Genomic DNA, 16,121 nt, shown 5'->3' on the forward strand with positions numbered 1-16,121 from the left:
CGTTAGATGGAACGCGGAGTACTGGGAAACTAGCACGCTCCGTGTGGAGCAGGGAAAAAGCCGGAGGCCACATCAAACGTCTATCTGTTGGTGACATTTTTGAGTAAATAAATCTCAATTTCTTAATTTATGCCTTTGAAGACCGGGATTTTTAATTCTGAAATATCCTTGAAAATTGGTGGAACGCCCCCTATAAGAGAGGAGATAATAACCTGGATATTGATTCTTTAAATCTTACCCATAGTGGAAATTGTTGATACTGGTCAAGAGTGAGTTCCCGAGAAACTTTTACATCCTCTTTAAATGTTTTTGTCAGTCTTTGAGCAAATTCTTCATCATATAGAAAGGCATTAACTTCAAAATCTAATTTGAAGCTTCTTACATCAATATTCGCTGTTCCAACAGAAGATATTTTTTCATCAACAATAATGATTTTAGCATGAATAAAACCATTGTCGTATATATAGACCGTTGCCCCAGCCTTAAGTAATTCACCAATATAAGACAGAGTGGCCCAATATACAAATATGTGATCCGGTTTATTAGGAATCATAATTTTAACCTCAACGCCAGAGAAACATGCAATTCGAAGGGCATCCAATAAACTTGTATCTGGAACAAAATAAGGAGTTTGGATAAGAACGGATTTTTTTGCTAATGAGATCATTTTAATATATCCATTTTTAATATATTCCCATTCAGAATCAGGTCCACTTGTAACAATTTGAATTCCGACACTTCCTTGAGATATATCTTCTGGAAAGTGATTTGGAATATAGGTATTTTTGTGATAATGGGATGCCTGATTCCAATCGAGGATAAAACGAGTCTGAAGCGCATGAACAGCTGTACCCTGTATCCTTAAATGTGTATCTCGCCAGTATCCAAATTTTGGATCTTCCCCTAGGTATTCATTGCCGACGTTAAAGCCGCCTACATAACCGATTTTTCCATCAATAATGACTAACTTACGATGATTCCGATAATTCAACCGTAGATTGATGAGACGGAATTTGGAAGGAAAAAAGGCTTCCACCTTACCACCAGATTCACGAAGTTTTTTGAAAAATCGTTTCGTTAATCTCCTTGAACCCAAGTCATCATATATAACCCGTACTCTAACCCCTTCCTTTGCTTTTTTCGTCAAAACTTCTATGAGTCTTTTGCCGAGTTGGTCTTTTTTAATAATATAATACTGTACATGAATATGGTCTTTTGCCCCTTCGATATCTTTAAATAACCTGTCAAACTTCTCTTTACCATCCGTAAATAATTCAGCCGAATTATCTTCAGTTAAGACAGTACCATTGTTAATTAAATGCATGTATATTAAATCTCTACTGTCTCTTATAGCTTGATTATGAAATTGGAATTGGCGGGAACGAAGTTGGGCTAATTGAGTTCCTAACATTTTTTCGCTTCCAATTTTTTTACGGTCCTCCCATTGAAAGAGGTGATTACGGCTAAGGTTTTGTCCTAAAAGAAGATACAAGACAAATCCGAGCAAAGGGATAAAAAATAAAACCAATAACCAAGCCCATGAGGAAGCTACATCTCTTCTTTCACGAAAAATAACAATAATCGCAAAAAAAATATTCAATACAATAACAACCCAGAGTAATAAGGAAGTAATATTCATAATGAAATCCTCACTAAAAACGTTATGCTTTCGCCACTTTTGTTCTTTCATAAGACTTTTATTTGGTTGAATTCTATTTAGTTGTTTCATTTCCATTTTATTTCTTTGTAGTTTTTCTTCTAATTGTTTGGGCAGACTTTACCTGTTGGTAAAAGGTTTTTCTATAAAATGGATGTTTCATTTCAACACATACAATAGAAGTTTAGGAGCTACAATTTTTATTTGTGATTTGAGTGGGACGTGTTCTAAGCCAATAATTTCAATTCAAACATTTTAACTGGATAAATAAATAGATTTACGACTGGTTTTAGTAAAGAATAAAGCCTTTAGTTTGGTCCATTCAAGTATTTTTATCGTTGTAAATCCACGAATAGTATAGCCTTTCTAAGGATGTATTATAATTTATAATAATTTTAAATATTAACAAGAGAAGAAAAATCTTGAAGGAAGGGGTAATAAATAAAATTTATTTCATTTATTTACAAAAAAATACATAATATCCGGTCTCTGAGTGACCGTAGCCAGTGATTTTAAAACAGCCGTAGCGAATGTAAAGAGTACTCAAGCTAGTTTTGAATCATTTGCATTGGCAACGGAAAATGAACAAGCAAAACAAATGTTCCAAAAAGCTGCACAACAAGCTCAATAACTGGTGGATAACGTATCTCCACTTGTTCAACAAATTGAACAAGAAGAACCTCAGTACAAAGAGTAGAAAGTAAAAAGGCAAAGAAAGGTTGGTTAACTCAACCTTTCTTTACCTTTTTATGTCCACTTATTTATGTCCCCATATTAAGCAAACGAATTAGAATGAAAAGAGTGTTATAAATGAGTGAAGAAGATTAATATATGGTTTTTAGGCTGGCCGAGTCAACCCTCGAGGACTTGTCATTTAGAGCAAGGCGGCGCTTACACTTTTTTAGGGTTTTAGCTTTTTAAGAATCCACATGATTTAAAGGCGAGAGTTTTAGGTTATAGTCTACATTAATCTCCATTTGTTCCCATTTGTTTATCCATTCCTTATCATTTATTGGGCTTTCAAAAGGCTTTAGGGTGTATTTACCCATATGAAAAGGATCGACTTTTTTGTCTTGATATTTATTCAGCAATTGTTTTGTTTGTTTTTCCAAATGTGATTCCATTTCTTGTGTTAGGGCGTCCAATTCATCCTGCTTAGTTAAATCTTTTTCACCGAGATAATCCTCGATTTTGCCTTCCAAATCAACTTGAACAGAAACAGATTTGTAATTGTTTTCAAATTCGACATCTACTTTGGAACGAATATGGCCTCCTAGAAGGGAAAATGCTGGTACTTTGAAATATTTCAGGTAGCGATGATTGTTTATAAGCTGAAAAATTTGCTCTTCCATTTCAGTCATGGTATCAACAAGCTTATCCTCTTTAAAAACAGCGGTTCCATTATATGTTAAGTTTTCATTATCTGCTTTAAAGAATGGAAGCACTGGATCCGAAAGCGGTGTATATAAATTTTTCATAAATTGATGCAGATTGACAACCGTTATTTCTCCTTTATTTTCGAAATGTCTTAACATCCGATAGAAGAAATAATCTATTTTTTCATGCTGTTCAAGTTGGTTGGAGATGTATTCATTAAAACTTCCGCTAACAACTACAAGGTACAGGCGTTGAGAGATATCTGGATCTGCCAGTAATGTATTAATCAATGTTTTTATGCCTTTTCTGGCAACTTCTTCATTGATAACAATCATCCGGAGCTGGCCGACCTTTAATTCACGATAATTTTTCAGATTAAATTCTTTTCCGCTTTCTTTTATTAAATCTACCTCAAGGGTATAGATTTGTTTTTTTTCGGCAATCAATGGGGGCATGATTGTACTCATCTTGAATTTTTCACCTTCACCTTCTTCTATTGACCAAAATATGACAGGAGCAATCTCTTCAATTTGATTATTTTCTTTAAAGGGAGAACAGCCCGTTATCAAAATGACAGAGAAAATGATGGAGGTGAAAATTGTTTTTTTAAAATGTTCCACCTTTAGTACTCCTTTATTTTAGACATAGCCACCAAAAAGCTTGGAACGAGTATATAGGATACGGCTCCGGCCCATATATGAAAATCAACCAAGACGTTCTGCTCTTTTTCCCACAACCATTCATTCAAAAGAACGAGGGACACATAGATGAACAGGCAGGTTAAAAAAAAGCTAAGTCGATTTATTGGCTCGTCTCGCTTTTGAAAGATAATACGTAAGCCACCGTAAAAGTATATGAGGAAAATGGCAATCGTAAATAAAAAATGAAACATGTAAAGCGCAATTAAAATGATATCAATTCGCTCAAAGACCGGGATCTGCAAGTATCTGATCATCTCTATCATTGGAAATTTTGCCTGTCTAATGTAGTCAGCGCCAAAAAAGAATTGGGTGGCAACAAACAACAGTAAGTATTCAATAACAGTGATGGCGTTTCCAATCGATAAATATTTCGGTATCTTTTCATCCTTTCCTAACCATGGGGCTAAAAAAATTAAAAATTCTGGACCTGACAAGGATGACCATATTAGTAAAATCCCTTTCCAGAAAAAATCACTCGAATTCTCAGGTATCAATGGATACAAATCTGACAAAGAAGCAATGGGATAAGTAAAAAAAGAATAATACAAAACAATCATCCAAATGGTACAAAAAAAAGCGATAACAATAAAACGTATTGTTTTTTCCATTCCCTGCGCAGCCATATAGATGCTGACAACCATAAGGAATAACAGCATCCAATTTCTATCAATGGCTGGAAAAACAAATTGTTGAACGATTTCCGAATATCCAAGGACAAGGATACTTATTTTGAGTAATAAAAGAGGTAAGCCCAGAAAAGCAAGAAAACGAAGCAAGGGTCTCCCTAAAAGTTGTAAAAATCCTTGGTACCCTTTTACAGAATAATCGGAGGCAAACCATTTTGATAAAATCATAAGATTGAAATGCGATAACACTCCTACCGCAAGAATAGCCCAAATCATATATGGTTGTACCAAATAAATGGGCATGATTAGTAAAAGATAAAGCATTTGTAGTCTGTTTACTATAAACGTTACATATACGCCGTCCAGGGTGGACGTTTTATCAAATAGGGAAAATTCTGTCAGAACAATCACCTCCCTTTTCTGTATCTCCATTTTTGTAAGGGATGTAAGGACTCAGGACGAACCTTCATCCATTGCAAAGGGGCTCGAATAAACAGATCTAACCAGTCTTTCCAATAAAATGGAGCAATCGGTGCAAAATAAGGCTGTTTAAGAGAAGTTAGTCCATTCAAGTGAGCCAATAATACAACCAATCCAAATACTATTCCTATCATTCCCAACACATCAGCCAAAATCAGGAAAATGAGTTGAAGTAATGTATTTGCTTTTGTCATAGAGTAGTTCGGGACCAGAAACGAAGCAATGGCAGAAACACCTACCAATACGATTAATACCTGGCTGACAAATCCGGCTTGAACGGCAGCTTGTCCTATTATAATGCCTCCTATTACTCCTAATGTCTGGGATGATTTTGTCGGCATCCTGAGACTTGCTTCTGTAATGATTTCAAGAACCGTTAGCATAAGAACTCCTTCCCAAAAAGGAGCAAAAGGAAGTTTGCCTCGTGATTCAACTAAAACAAAAAGAATTTGTATAGGGACCATCTGATAGTGATGGGTCGTCAATGCCACATAAAGAGGGATTAATGTTATAGAAAGAAGAAAGCTTATATACCGCAAACTGCGCAAAAAACTTGCAGGCACCCAGCGGTTAATATAATCTTCCGGAGATTGAAATAAATGAAAAAAAGAAACAGGAGCGTTTAACGCAAATGGTGTATTATTCACCAATATAGTTATTTTACCTTCTCCTAAAGAATGAGAGCAGACATCAGGACGGTCTGTTTGTTGAAATTGTGGAAACACTGTGTGTATATGATCTTCCATAAAAGCTGCAACTTGAGAAGAATCAAGAAACTGATCAAAATCAATAGATAAGATTTTCTCTCGTGCAATAGAAATCAACTGGGGATTGGTTAAACCTTCTATATATAACATCACTACTTTTGTTTTCGTTTGCGACCCCAGATTAAATGATTCGGTTTTGAGCGTGGATAACGGCAATCTTCTGCGAATTAACAGGATATTGTCATCTATTTTTTCCGTAAAGCTGTCTTTGGATCCGTACAGAATGGTTTCTGTTTCAGAAGTTTCAATACCGCGGCCTTCAGGATTATCCATTCTAACGGAATACCACTGATTATTAGCGGAATCGTGCAGAATAATACATCCTGTCATGAGCTTATACTCTGTCTCATCAACCGTGGATATATCGGACACTTTAGCATTTGTTATGCATTTATTGATTGGTGTTTTTTCACAGCGAAGCAAAGGTTCAATAATTGCCTCGTTTAAACGCTCTTTATCAATGATCGTTTTTATGTAAATAAGCATGACTGTTTTACCGCTTTTGGTTTCATGCTCCACAAATACCGCATCTTCTATATTTGAAGTGAGATGTTTAAGACGTTCGATTGTAACCGGAGATTGATCCTCTTTGTGCTGCGCTTTTTTTTTGAAGAACATGTTAGTGCCCTCACTGCCCAATTTTTTTATTAAAAATACGCCTTCCGCCATAAGGACTCGGCGGAAAGCCAAGTTTTTCTAATAATTCGTTTCTACTCAAATTATAGTTTCCCAGCGTATCTACTTCTATTCCCCGATTTTAAAAAGTGGGACAAAAACCATCCTTTCATGGAGGAAACGAAGGTAAGACTTAGGATAGTTAAGGTTAACCATTCCATTTTTTTGTACCGATGCTGGGTGTATGAATTGGAACACACCCCGAAATTGCTATGAATTCTTTTAAAAACGAAATATCAAATTGGTTCTTTCTTTGCTCTAATTCTTTGAAAACCAATGAAAGACAATGTGTGGTTAAACTGATAAAATTATATAAGGACGAACTATTAAAACGCCGTAATGGTGTTTGTTATAGAAATATTTTCCATAATTCTGTCTTTTATTGTAGCTGCATGGTATCGTGGATTTAAGTTACGATGAACAGGTTACTAAGGAAATACTGAAAATTTATGGTAAATCAGGAAAACCAAAAGGAGTTCCGCGTTCTTATAAAAATAAATGCGCTTCCATTATGGCTCACATTATTCAAAATCTTTATGTTGTTCATGATTCAACATATGGGATTAGTTCCTTTATACCATACAATGGGTTTTCGTTCTCTTTTATCAATGTTTATATTAAGTGGAGTATGTCATACAATGGTGGATTTTGATCAGATTGATGTTATGGAGAAGGGGAATGCCGAATGAGAAAGACTGAATTTTCCATCAATAACAACTTACTAGACGTAGCACTTGAAAGCGCTTATGACGGGATCGTTATTGTCGATTGTAATGGAAAAATACAGTATATGAGCAATAATTATTGTAGATTTTTAGACGTTGACCGAAACAAAGTGATGGGTGAACACGTAACAAACGTCATTGAAAATACGAAGATGCATTTAGTGGTGCAGACAGGAAAACAGGATATTGCCGATTTACAGTTTCTTCGTGGGGACTATGTGATTGCTAATCGGATCCCGATTGTAGAAAATGAAAAAATTGTTGGTGCAATCGGGACAATTGTTTTTCGTGATCTTGGTGAATGGAAGAGAATGAACAGCCACATTAAGGGGCTATTGGCTGAACTTAATTTTTACCGAAATGAATGGCAGGAAACAAATGGATTAAAGTATTCTTTGAACGATTTGATTGGGAAATCGCACGAAATTGAAGATTTAAAAGAAAATGTGAAAAAAATTGCCGGTAGTGATATTTCTGTATTAATTAGAGGCGAAAGTGGAACTGGTAAAGAGTTACTCGCTCATAGCATTCATCAACTTAGTGAGCGCAGCAACAAACCATTTGTTAAAGTGAATTGTGGTTCAATTCCGGAACATTTGTTAGAATCTGAACTGTTTGGATATGAAGAGGGTGCCTTTACAGGAGCAAAAAAGGGTGGAAAAATCGGAAAGTTTCAAATCGCGGATAGGGGAACGATTTTTCTGGATGAAGTAGGAGATATGCCACAGCATATGCAAATTAAGTTATTACGAGTGCTTCAGGAAAAAGAATTTGAGCCTGTAGGTTCGCTTCAGTCAAAGAAAGTTGATGTTCGAGTCATCACTGCAACAAATCGCCCGTTAGAAAAAATGATTAGAAACAAGCTTTTTCGTGAAGATTTGTTTTATCGGATTAATGCTGTTCAATTGATCATTCCGTCTTTAAGAGATCGGACCGAAGATATTTCTTTACTTGGTGATCATTTTCTAAAGAAAGCTACAGCTCGTATTGGAAAGCGAGTCACGTCTTTTCATCCAGAGGCGCTTTCATTAATGGAGCAATATGACTGGCCAGGGAACGTTAGGGAATTAGAAAATGTGATTGAAGCTGGTATTCACTTATCAAATGACGAGATATTTGGAACGGGGTGTCTACCTGATTATCTAAAAAATCAAAAGTGGGAAGTCGAAAAGCAAAGTTTAAAAGAAATCGTGGAGGAAACAGAAAAAAAGGTGATTAAAAGTGTATTAAAGAGGGTTCAATTTGATAAAAAAGAGGCGGCAAAAATTCTTGGAATAGGGAAGTCTAGTATGTACGAAAAAATAAAAAGGTATCAGATTTTTAACTAGCTTTTTTAATCCGGAATTTTGGAATTCTTTCTAAAATTCCGGAATTTTTCTTTTTTGTGATTACTAAAGGTTTTTTTAGAACCTCTGTCTAACTTTTTTCCGGAAAATCGGAAAATATCTAGGCGTTTCTTTTTGCTAAATATTCATAAAAGTTGGAATATGGCGTTATTTAGATTCGGCACATTTCTTGCTTAATATATTAGTGAGAAAAGCGAAAATCAATTTGTCTGAAAGGGGAGAACAATGATGGAAAACAAAGTGATTGTAATGCAAAGGGATTGGTTTTTAGTTCATAGCAGGGTTACGTCTATATTCCTGTAACTTGGAAGGGGAAACAGCTCAAGGAAATGGAAATGAACAAGGGATGTACACCTTAAGATTTCATTAAAAGTATTCTAATTACTTTCATTTTTTTAGGGGGGAAATTCGTTGGATGTTGGCTTGATCACAAGGAAGATGGCAAATGACTTTGAGATAATGAATTCAACTAAAATAGCAATAAAAGAAGAAATGGGAATGTCGTGGACATACGAAGACCTTAACCGGATTTCTAACACATATGCAAATAAGCTGCGGGAATTAGGGGTTCAAAAAGGGGACCGAGTTGGTATCTTACTTTATAACTGTTTGGAATACTTTGGTCTTTACTTTGCTGCTGCAAAAATTGGAGCTATTGCGGTTCGCCTTAATTTTCGGTTATCAAGTGAGGAATTTGAATATGTGTTAAACGATTCAGAAATAAAGATTTTGTGCTTCCATTCAAATTTAGCAAAACAAATTGAACCGATTCTTAACAATGTTTCTGTTGAGCAGTACATTTGTCTACCAAATAGAGGTCAGAAAAATCCACATTGGTCAAAGTCTTGGTCTGTTTTAGACACTGGCTCAGCAGAAGAAATAGACACCGATCATATTAAAATGAATGATCCGGTCATGCTGATGTACACTTCTGGAACAACAGGCAGGCCTAAAGGTGCGATTTGGACACATGAAACAACGTTTTGGTTTTCTGCTATACAGTCGATGAAATGGAACTTCACTGGTGAGGAAATCGGGATGACGACCGGCCCATTGTACCATGTTGGGGCGATGGAAGATATTGCGCTCCCTATTCTTATGATGGGCGGTACATTGATCATCACAAGAAGCAAAGGGTTTGAGATTGAAAGAATTTTATCTGTGATTGAAAACGAACAGGTGACTGACTGCTTTTTGTTTCCATTTATGATATATGAAATGCTAAATTCCCCGGTAATTGATCAGTTCCAGCTAACAAAACTGAGAACCATTTACACGGGAGGTGACCCATTAATACCATGGGCGCTTCATCAATTAAAACAGAAATTTCTTCATCTAGGAGTTGTTCAAGTGTACGGTCTGACTGAGGGCACTCCTATTGCGGCTTGTTTAGATCCACAGGATGCTTTTATAAAAGGCCACACCGTCGGTAAGCCATTACCCCTTACAGAAATTAAGATTATCGACGATACGGGAGAACCACTTCATATTAATGAAATTGGTGAGATAGCGATTAAAGGTCCAGCAGTTTCGATGGGTTATTGGCGTAAACCTGAGGCAACGAATAAAACATTTGTGAATGGCTGGTGTAAAACCGGCGATTTAGGTCAGTTTGACGAGGATGGTTACCTTACGATTTCTGGAAGGAAGAAAGATATGATTCGGAGTGGTGGCGAAAATATTTATTCAGCAGAAATTGAAAATGTTTTATTTGGACATGAAGCGATAAAAGAAGTTTCGATTATCGGCATCCCCGATCCAAAATACATTGAAGTTGTTTGTGCTGTTGTTGTAAAGAAAGAAGGAGCAAGTATTACGGAAGAAGAAGTCATTGATTACTGTAAACAACATCTTGCTAGCTATAAAAAACCACGTAAGGTGATATTTGTGGATGATTTGCCGCGTACGCCATCGGGAAAGGTTCAGAAGTTTATTTTAAGAAAGCAATACAGCGGTGCAAACTAAATCCGCATCGGGAGGAAGTAAATGGATAAAGCATGTGTAGTTTCATGGTCGAAACAGGGGAATGTTGCAACGATCATCATTGATCATCCACCGGTTAATGTGCTTAACGCAGATGTCGTTAATCAGTTATCCATAGTTGCTGAAGAAATTGAAAGCGATTCCAATGTGAAGGTGGTCATTCTTACTGGTGCAGGAGAAAGAGCTTTTATGGCGGGTGGAGATATTAAAGAATTTCCAGAATGGATGGGGAAAGGAATAGAAAAGGCGAAGCAAAAATCACTTTGGCTCCAACAGCCCTTAAATAAAATTGATCGCTTACCGCAACCAACAATCGCTGCAATGAATGGTTTAGCTTTAGGAGGGGGATGTGAACTTGCATTATGTTGTGATATTAGAATTGCGGAAGAACAAGTAGAAATTGGCCTTCCGGAAATTAAATTGGGTTTATTCCCAGGAGCAGGTGGAACCCAACGGCTACCGCGTTTAATTGGTAAAGCAAAGGCGAAGGAAATGATTTTTACTGGTGGAACTCTATCTGCAGAAGAAGCAAAACAAACGGGCCTCATTAACGATGTCGTTCCAAGAAATAAATCTTTAGAAAAGGCAAAGGAATTGGCAGAACTTATTTGCAGTTATTCCTTACCATCTTTATCTTTTGCTAAACAAGCAATTGATGCTGGTTATGAACGAACACTTGCGGAAGGATTGATGACTGAAGCTGAAAAATTCGGCCATGTTTTTCAAACAAAAGATGTAAAGGAAGGAGTCGAAGCATTTATCCAAAAACGTTTACCAAAATTTATCGATCAATAATCAAAGGAGGAAATGATCATGTTTCATTTACCGCCATTCACTAGTCTCCTGTTTTTTGTTTTTTGGCCGTTAACCATTGTGGCTTCAGTCTTGTGGGGGGTATTTGCTTTTAAAGAGGAAAATGAGGAGGCAGAATAATGAGCCACAGTGTCATCGTGATTATAGGTGTGCTGTATTTATTAGTGATTTTAGCCATCGGAATTTTGTCGACAAAGCATCAGAAGGATATGGACACCTTTTATGTAGGTGGACGACGGTTTGGACCCTGGTTGATTGCTTTGGGAATATCTTCTACAACAATGTCTGGGTTTGGTTTTATTGGATTACCCGGTTTAGTCTACGAAAATGGATACCCGATGTTTATGATTAGCATTTTTGCGACGGGTGGGATATTCGTTAGCTTTTTGATTCTAGCAAAACCTATGAGACGCATTACTCAAAAATTCAACTCGTTAACGATTCCAGATTTGCTAGAAATTCGTTATAACAGTAAAGCCGTTCGGGGTATTACAGCACTGGCTATCCTGGGTGGTGCAGTTGGCTACCAAATGACACAGTACATCGCTTTGGGCAGCATGATTGAAGTTGTTCTTGGTGTTGATTATAAGTGGGCAGTGAGCATAGGTGTTGTCATTCTGACCATCTACGTGATATCGGGAGGAATGATCAGTGCTGTCTGGACTGATTTTATTCAAATGATTGTTATGGTTGGTGGTGCACTTATTATATTTATTGGCGGCCTAGTTATGATGGGAGGTATGTCAGAGTTAAATACCCAGATAGCAGATATAGATCCTGAAATGTTGAATCCTTATCATTCCACTGGTGAGATTACCATATTTACGTTCATTTCGTACTTTATTTTATATATGATTGGTCATCAAGGGCAGCCTCACGTAGTGACAAAGTTTTATATGATCCGAAAAATGTCTATGCTCAAATGGGCCTGTATTATAGGAGCTGCTACTTATGCCATTTCATCTTTACTGTTGTTCTCAGGATTGTATGCCCGGGTTATGGTGGAAAATGGATCAATGGAAGCACCTGCATCACCGGATCTTGTAGCCCCAATGTTTATTTCAAATTTTTTTAATCCAGTTGTTGCTGGTATCCTTTTCTCAGCTGTAATGGCTGCTATTATGTCAACAAGTGAAGCTTTTCTTCTCATTGCGAGCTCTTCTATAGTAAGAGATATTTATCAGCAAATTATAAAGAAAGGTGAAAAACTATCTCAAAAAAAGGAATTGGTGCTGTCACGATGGATCACATTGGCGATTATTGTTTTCACATTTTTAATGTCTTTTAATCCACCAGCGCTTGTTGGTTGGTTAGGCAATGCCTCATGGGGAATTTTTGCAGCTTCCTTGGTTCCTGTCCTAAGCATCGGTATTTTTTGGAAAAGGGCTACGCGTACAGCAGCCATTTGGTCTTCTACACTAGGTCTGATTTTCAGTATTGGGCTTTACATCGCAAGTGTTAAAGGCTGGTATACTCCCAAATTAGATACCGGCGTAACAGCTTTAATAATTTCTACGGTAACTTTTATAGGGATCTCACTCATGACAAAGCCACAATCTAGCATATTTTTTGACAAAAAGTCAGATCGTTTCGAATCTAAAAAGGAAAAAACAATGGAAATTTAAATGGAAAGTGGGCTAAAAATGTACGATAAACATTTTGAACATTTTCAAATCGGAAACAAATGGCGTTCACGTGGACGTACAATCACAGAATCTGACCTTGTAATGTTCTCGGCTTTTAGTGGGGATTGGTATCCGCTTCATACTGACAAGGAATATGCGGAAAAACACACATCATTTAAACAACGAATTGCACACGGTATGTTGGTTTTATCCGTAGCCATTGGTTTGCAGAAAATGGAGCCTGGAATAGTCGTAGCATTTTACGGGATTGATGATCTAAGGTTTATTAAGCCAACTTTTATTCAAGATACTATTTATGTGGAATTGGAAGTCACTGATTTACAAGATAAGGATAATAACACGGGTATTGTTACGACTAATCTGACTGTAGTTAATCAAAACAATGATTCTTTGCTTGTTAGTACTTGTAAGATATTGGTAAACAAAAAGTAGATAGGTAAAATGCTAATAAGAGACTGACAATTTTTATCGGATAATTTTGAATGTTAAGTGAGTAAAAGGGATTCATTACTAACTTAAGGGGAGGGTGCTCATGTTTAAAAAAGTTCTCGTTGCCAATCGTGGTGAAATTGCATCTAGAGTAATCAGGACGTGTAAAAAACTAAAAATTCCAACTGTTTCTATTTATTCGGAAGCTGATAAGGAGGCTCCGCATGTTGATATGGCTGACGAGTCATTTTTAGTGGGGGGACCTCGTGTCAATGAGAGCTACCTAAACATAAAACGAATTATTGAGGTTGCAAAAGAAACAGGAGCCGATGCGGTCCACCCTGGTTATGGGCTGCTTTCTGAGAACACAACGTTTGCTAACCGATGCCAAAAAGAAGGGGTTACGTTTATTGGCCCTTCTACTGAGATTATATCGCTTATGGGAAGTAAAATTTCTGCACGTCAAGCAATGGAAAAGGCAGGTGTTCCGGTTGTCCCAGGTATCACTCGTCCTTTAAAAAATGAGAAAGAAGCGATTATTGTCGCTAATGATATTGGATATCCTGTTATGCTTAAAGCTTCGGCAGGTGGTGGAGGAATCGGAATGCAGATCGTTCGTAGTGATGAAGAATTAAAAAAGGCATTTGAGGGCAACCAAAAGCGTGCTACCGATTTTTTTGGAAACGGTGAAATGTTTATTGAAAAGTACGTTGAAAATCCACGTCATATTGAAATTCAAGTGTTAGCAGATAACGAAGGAAATACAGTTTATCTTTGGGAACGTGAATGTTCCATTCAACGTCGTCATCAAAAAGTGGTTGAGGAAGCTCCTTCTTTGTTTCTAGATGAAGAAACAAGAAAGAAAATGGGGGAGGCGGCTGTAACTGCTGCAAAATCGATTGGATACAGCAATGCGGGAACGATTGAATTTTTAATCGATAGTGACAAAAATTTTTACTTTTTAGAAATGAATACCCGCCTTCAAGTTGAACATCCTGTCACCGAAGAAATTACGCACCTTGATCTCGTTGAGGAGCAGTTAAAGATTGCTTCGGGAGAACTATTAACTTTTGCGCAAGAGGATGTAAAAAGACAAGGTCATGCGATTGAAGTACGAATATATGCAGAAGATCCAGTCAAATTTTTTCCATCACCTGGAAAGATTACAAAGCTTGTCACACCAAAAGGCCCTAAGGTCAGAAATGAAATGGCAGTGAACGGAGTATCTACGGTAACACCGTACTACGACCCAATGATCGCAAAGCTGATTGCAACAGGAGAAACTCGTAAAGAAGCCATTGAAGTAATGAAAGAGGCGCTCTCATCGTATGTAGTAGAAGGAATTAAAACAAACATTCCGGCGCTACAAAAAATTGTTGAACACGAAGCCTTCCTAGAGGGCGATACAACAACAGACTTTATCACAAAATATTTGAAATAATAGGAGGGATAACAATGAGACAAGTATCTCAATCATGGCAGGAAACGTATGGAAAGTACTAGTAAACGGCGGTGACAAAGTTGAAGAAGGACAAGAAGTTATGATCTTGGAATCGATGAAAATGGAAATCCCAGTGCAGCTGAAGCAAGCAGAACGGTGAAAGAATTAAAACAGCTGAAGGTGAATTTGTTAACGAAGGCGATGTTCTAATGGAACTTAAATAAAGAGATTATAAGTCGACTGGATATAGGGAGGATGCTAAATGAGTTGGCCTAAAGAAGTAACAATTAAAGAAGTTGGTCCAAGAGACGGTCTTCAAAATGAAATTAAAATGATAAAAACTGAGGATAAAATCAGCTGGATAAACGAGCTTTCGGAGAGTGGGCTAAACTACATTGAAATCACATCGTTTGTACACCCGAAATGGATTCCGGCTCTCGGTGATGCCGTCGAGGTTGCAAAAGGAATTAAAAGAAACCCTGATGTGACCTATGCTGCACTTGTTCCAAATTTAAAAGGGCTAGAACGTGCTTTAGAGGCAAATGTTGATGAAACATCGATTTTTATGTCAGCGAGCGAAACCCACAATAAGAAAAATATAAACAAAAAAATTGCTGAAACTCTACCAATTTTAAAAGAGGTTGTCCATGGGTCTTTAGCAAGTGGCAAAACGGTAAGAGCCTATCTTTCAACCGTTTTTGGTTGTTCGTATGAAGGGGCTGTTGATCCCGATCAAGTTGTCCGGGTCTCGGATGCCCTATTAGAGATGGGGGTTTCTGAACTATCGCTCGGCGACACCATTGGTGTTGCAAATCCACAACAGGTAGAACAAGTTTTAGAGATTTTATTAAAGCAATTCCCAAAAGAAAAACTAGCCATGCATTTTCATAATACGCACGGAACGGCACTTGCAAACGTTGTTGTTTCATTACAAATGGACATAACAACGTTTGACTCTTCGCTAGGCGGACTTGGGGGATGTCCGTATGCACCAGGGGCATCAGGAAATCTAGCAACTGATGATCTTGTCTACATGCTTAATGGTATGGGGGTTGACACAGGGGTCAAAGAAGATCAATTACAACGAGCTGCAGCTTTTATTGAAGAGAAGGTAGCAAAACCACTTCAAAGTAACCATTATAAAGCTTGCCAAGCTACAAGAGTCTAGGGAGGTTTTTATGGCAGCAAAACAAGTACTCGTTTCAAAGGATGAAAAAGGAATCGCCACACAGTTAGATCGAACTTCAAGTCTACAATGATTTCTTTTAGTTCTTTTAACTTTTGAATAGAAAGCGTTAGCAGCTTTCGGGTGATGAAGTGTCAGAGTGTCCGTTGTGTAATCGTAACAGGTAGTGGCAAAAAAATTTTTTTTGCTGTGGCAGACCTGAAAGAGCGGGCAACAATGGATTATATGGAAGTGAAAAAGATGGTTACATTCATTCGTGAGCTATCAAC

General features: G+C 37.2%; 12 protein-coding genes and 1 pseudogene. 9 read left to right on the forward strand and 4 right to left on the reverse strand.

Going from position 1 to position 16,121, the window contains the following annotated elements:
• Positions 1-190 precede the first annotated feature (190 nt).
• Positions 191-1,639 carry a cardiolipin synthase gene (cls, locus tag ACE1TI_RS10610; RefSeq protein WP_375007605.1) on the reverse strand — a complete coding sequence of 483 codons (1,449 nt, stop codon included), beginning with the start codon at positions 1,637-1,639 and terminating at the stop codon, positions 191-193.
• Between the two features lie 511 nt (positions 1,640-2,150).
• On the opposite strand from cls, the pseudogene ACE1TI_RS10615 reads away from it, so the two are divergent.
• A pseudogene (locus ACE1TI_RS10615) lies at positions 2,151-2,354 on the forward strand (DUF1657 domain-containing protein).
• A 220-nt stretch (positions 2,355-2,574) separates the two neighbouring features.
• On the opposite strand, the gene ACE1TI_RS10620 reads toward ACE1TI_RS10615, so the two are convergent.
• Genes ACE1TI_RS10620 through ACE1TI_RS10630 form a run of 3 tightly spaced genes read right to left on the reverse strand, consistent with a single transcriptional unit; the run spans position 2,575 to position 6,226 of the window.
• Positions 2,575-3,654 carry a Ger(x)C family spore germination protein gene (locus tag ACE1TI_RS10620; protein ID WP_375007551.1) on the reverse strand — a complete coding sequence of 360 codons (1,080 nt, stop codon included), beginning with the start codon at positions 3,652-3,654 and terminating at the stop codon, positions 2,575-2,577.
• Between the two features lie 2 nt (positions 3,655-3,656).
• The gene (locus ACE1TI_RS10625) at positions 3,657-4,772 is read right to left on the reverse strand and encodes a GerAB/ArcD/ProY family transporter (RefSeq protein ID WP_375007552.1); all 1,116 of its coding nucleotides are present in this window, start codon (positions 4,770-4,772) and stop codon (positions 3,657-3,659) included.
• Positions 4,769-6,226, reverse strand: coding sequence for a spore germination protein (locus ACE1TI_RS10630; protein ID WP_375007553.1), 1,458 nt, complete (start codon positions 6,224-6,226; stop codon positions 4,769-4,771). The genes ACE1TI_RS10625 and ACE1TI_RS10630 overlap by 4 nt, the downstream gene beginning before the upstream one ends.
• Positions 6,227-6,968: 742 nt before the next feature.
• Between ACE1TI_RS10630 and ACE1TI_RS10635 the strand changes: the two genes are divergently transcribed.
• The 8 genes from ACE1TI_RS10635 (at position 6,969) to ACE1TI_RS10670 (ending at position 15,834) form a co-directional block, all read left to right on the forward strand.
• Complete coding sequence (locus tag ACE1TI_RS10635; RefSeq protein ID WP_375007554.1) at positions 6,969-8,336, forward strand: sigma-54 interaction domain-containing protein; 1,368 nt, start codon at positions 6,969-6,971, stop codon at positions 8,334-8,336.
• A 429-nt stretch (positions 8,337-8,765) separates the two neighbouring features.
• Positions 8,766-10,319, forward strand: coding sequence for a class I adenylate-forming enzyme family protein (locus ACE1TI_RS10640; protein ID WP_375007555.1), 1,554 nt, complete (start codon positions 8,766-8,768; stop codon positions 10,317-10,319).
• A 21-nt stretch (positions 10,320-10,340) separates the two neighbouring features.
• Complete coding sequence (locus ACE1TI_RS10645) at positions 10,341-11,132, forward strand: enoyl-CoA hydratase/isomerase family protein (protein ID WP_375007556.1); 792 nt, start codon at positions 10,341-10,343, stop codon at positions 11,130-11,132.
• Positions 11,133-11,269: 137 nt separating this feature from the next.
• Positions 11,270-12,775: a sodium/proline symporter gene (locus ACE1TI_RS10650; RefSeq protein WP_375007557.1), complete on the forward strand. Its 1,506-nt coding sequence runs from the start codon at positions 11,270-11,272 to the stop codon at positions 12,773-12,775.
• Between the two features lie 18 nt (positions 12,776-12,793).
• Positions 12,794-13,228, forward strand: coding sequence for a MaoC/PaaZ C-terminal domain-containing protein (locus tag ACE1TI_RS10655; RefSeq protein WP_375007558.1), 435 nt, complete (start codon positions 12,794-12,796; stop codon positions 13,226-13,228).
• Positions 13,229-13,328: 100 nt separating this feature from the next.
• Entirely contained in the window at positions 13,329-14,666 is a 1,338-nt protein-coding gene (accC, locus tag ACE1TI_RS10660) for an acetyl-CoA carboxylase biotin carboxylase subunit (RefSeq protein WP_375007559.1), read from the forward strand.
• A gap of 34 nt (positions 14,667-14,700) precedes the next feature.
• Positions 14,701-14,826, forward strand: a complete 126-nt coding sequence (locus tag ACE1TI_RS10665; protein ID WP_375007560.1) for a biotin/lipoyl-containing protein — start codon at positions 14,701-14,703, stop codon at positions 14,824-14,826.
• Between the two features lie 102 nt (positions 14,827-14,928).
• On the forward strand, positions 14,929-15,834 hold the full coding sequence (locus tag ACE1TI_RS10670; protein ID WP_375007561.1) for a hydroxymethylglutaryl-CoA lyase: 906 nt from the start codon (positions 14,929-14,931) through the stop codon (positions 15,832-15,834).
• Positions 15,835-16,121: the final 287 nt, after the last annotated feature.

This window comes from Alteribacillus sp. JSM 102045 (genome assembly GCF_041949975.1).
GTDB lineage: Bacteria > Bacillota > Bacilli > Bacillales > Marinococcaceae > Alteribacillus.

What these genes read in the sequence shown, in the direction of transcription:
- ACE1TI_RS10655 (WP_375007558.1), top strand. Translation starts at nt 12,794, where the DNA reads ATGTACGATAAACATTTTGAACATTTTCAAATCGGAAACAAATGGCGT.
- ACE1TI_RS10665 (WP_375007560.1), top strand. Translation starts at nt 14,701, where the DNA reads ATGGCAGGAAACGTATGGAAAGTACTAGTAAACGGCGGTGACAAAGTT.
- ACE1TI_RS10645 (WP_375007556.1), top strand. Translation starts at nt 10,341, where the DNA reads ATGGATAAAGCATGTGTAGTTTCATGGTCGAAACAGGGGAATGTTGCA.
- ACE1TI_RS10650 (WP_375007557.1), top strand. Translation starts at nt 11,270, where the DNA reads ATGAGCCACAGTGTCATCGTGATTATAGGTGTGCTGTATTTATTAGTG.
- ACE1TI_RS10635 (WP_375007554.1), top strand. Translation starts at nt 6,969, where the DNA reads ATGAGAAAGACTGAATTTTCCATCAATAACAACTTACTAGACGTAGCA.
- ACE1TI_RS10670 (WP_375007561.1), top strand. Translation starts at nt 14,929, where the DNA reads ATGAGTTGGCCTAAAGAAGTAACAATTAAAGAAGTTGGTCCAAGAGAC.
- accC (WP_375007559.1), top strand. Translation starts at nt 13,329, where the DNA reads ATGTTTAAAAAAGTTCTCGTTGCCAATCGTGGTGAAATTGCATCTAGA.
- cls (WP_375007605.1), bottom strand. Translation starts at nt 1,639, where the DNA reads ATGAATATTACTTCCTTATTACTCTGGGTTGTTATTGTATTGAATATT.
- ACE1TI_RS10630 (WP_375007553.1), bottom strand. Translation starts at nt 6,226, where the DNA reads ATGTTCTTCAAAAAAAAAGCGCAGCACAAAGAGGATCAATCTCCGGTT.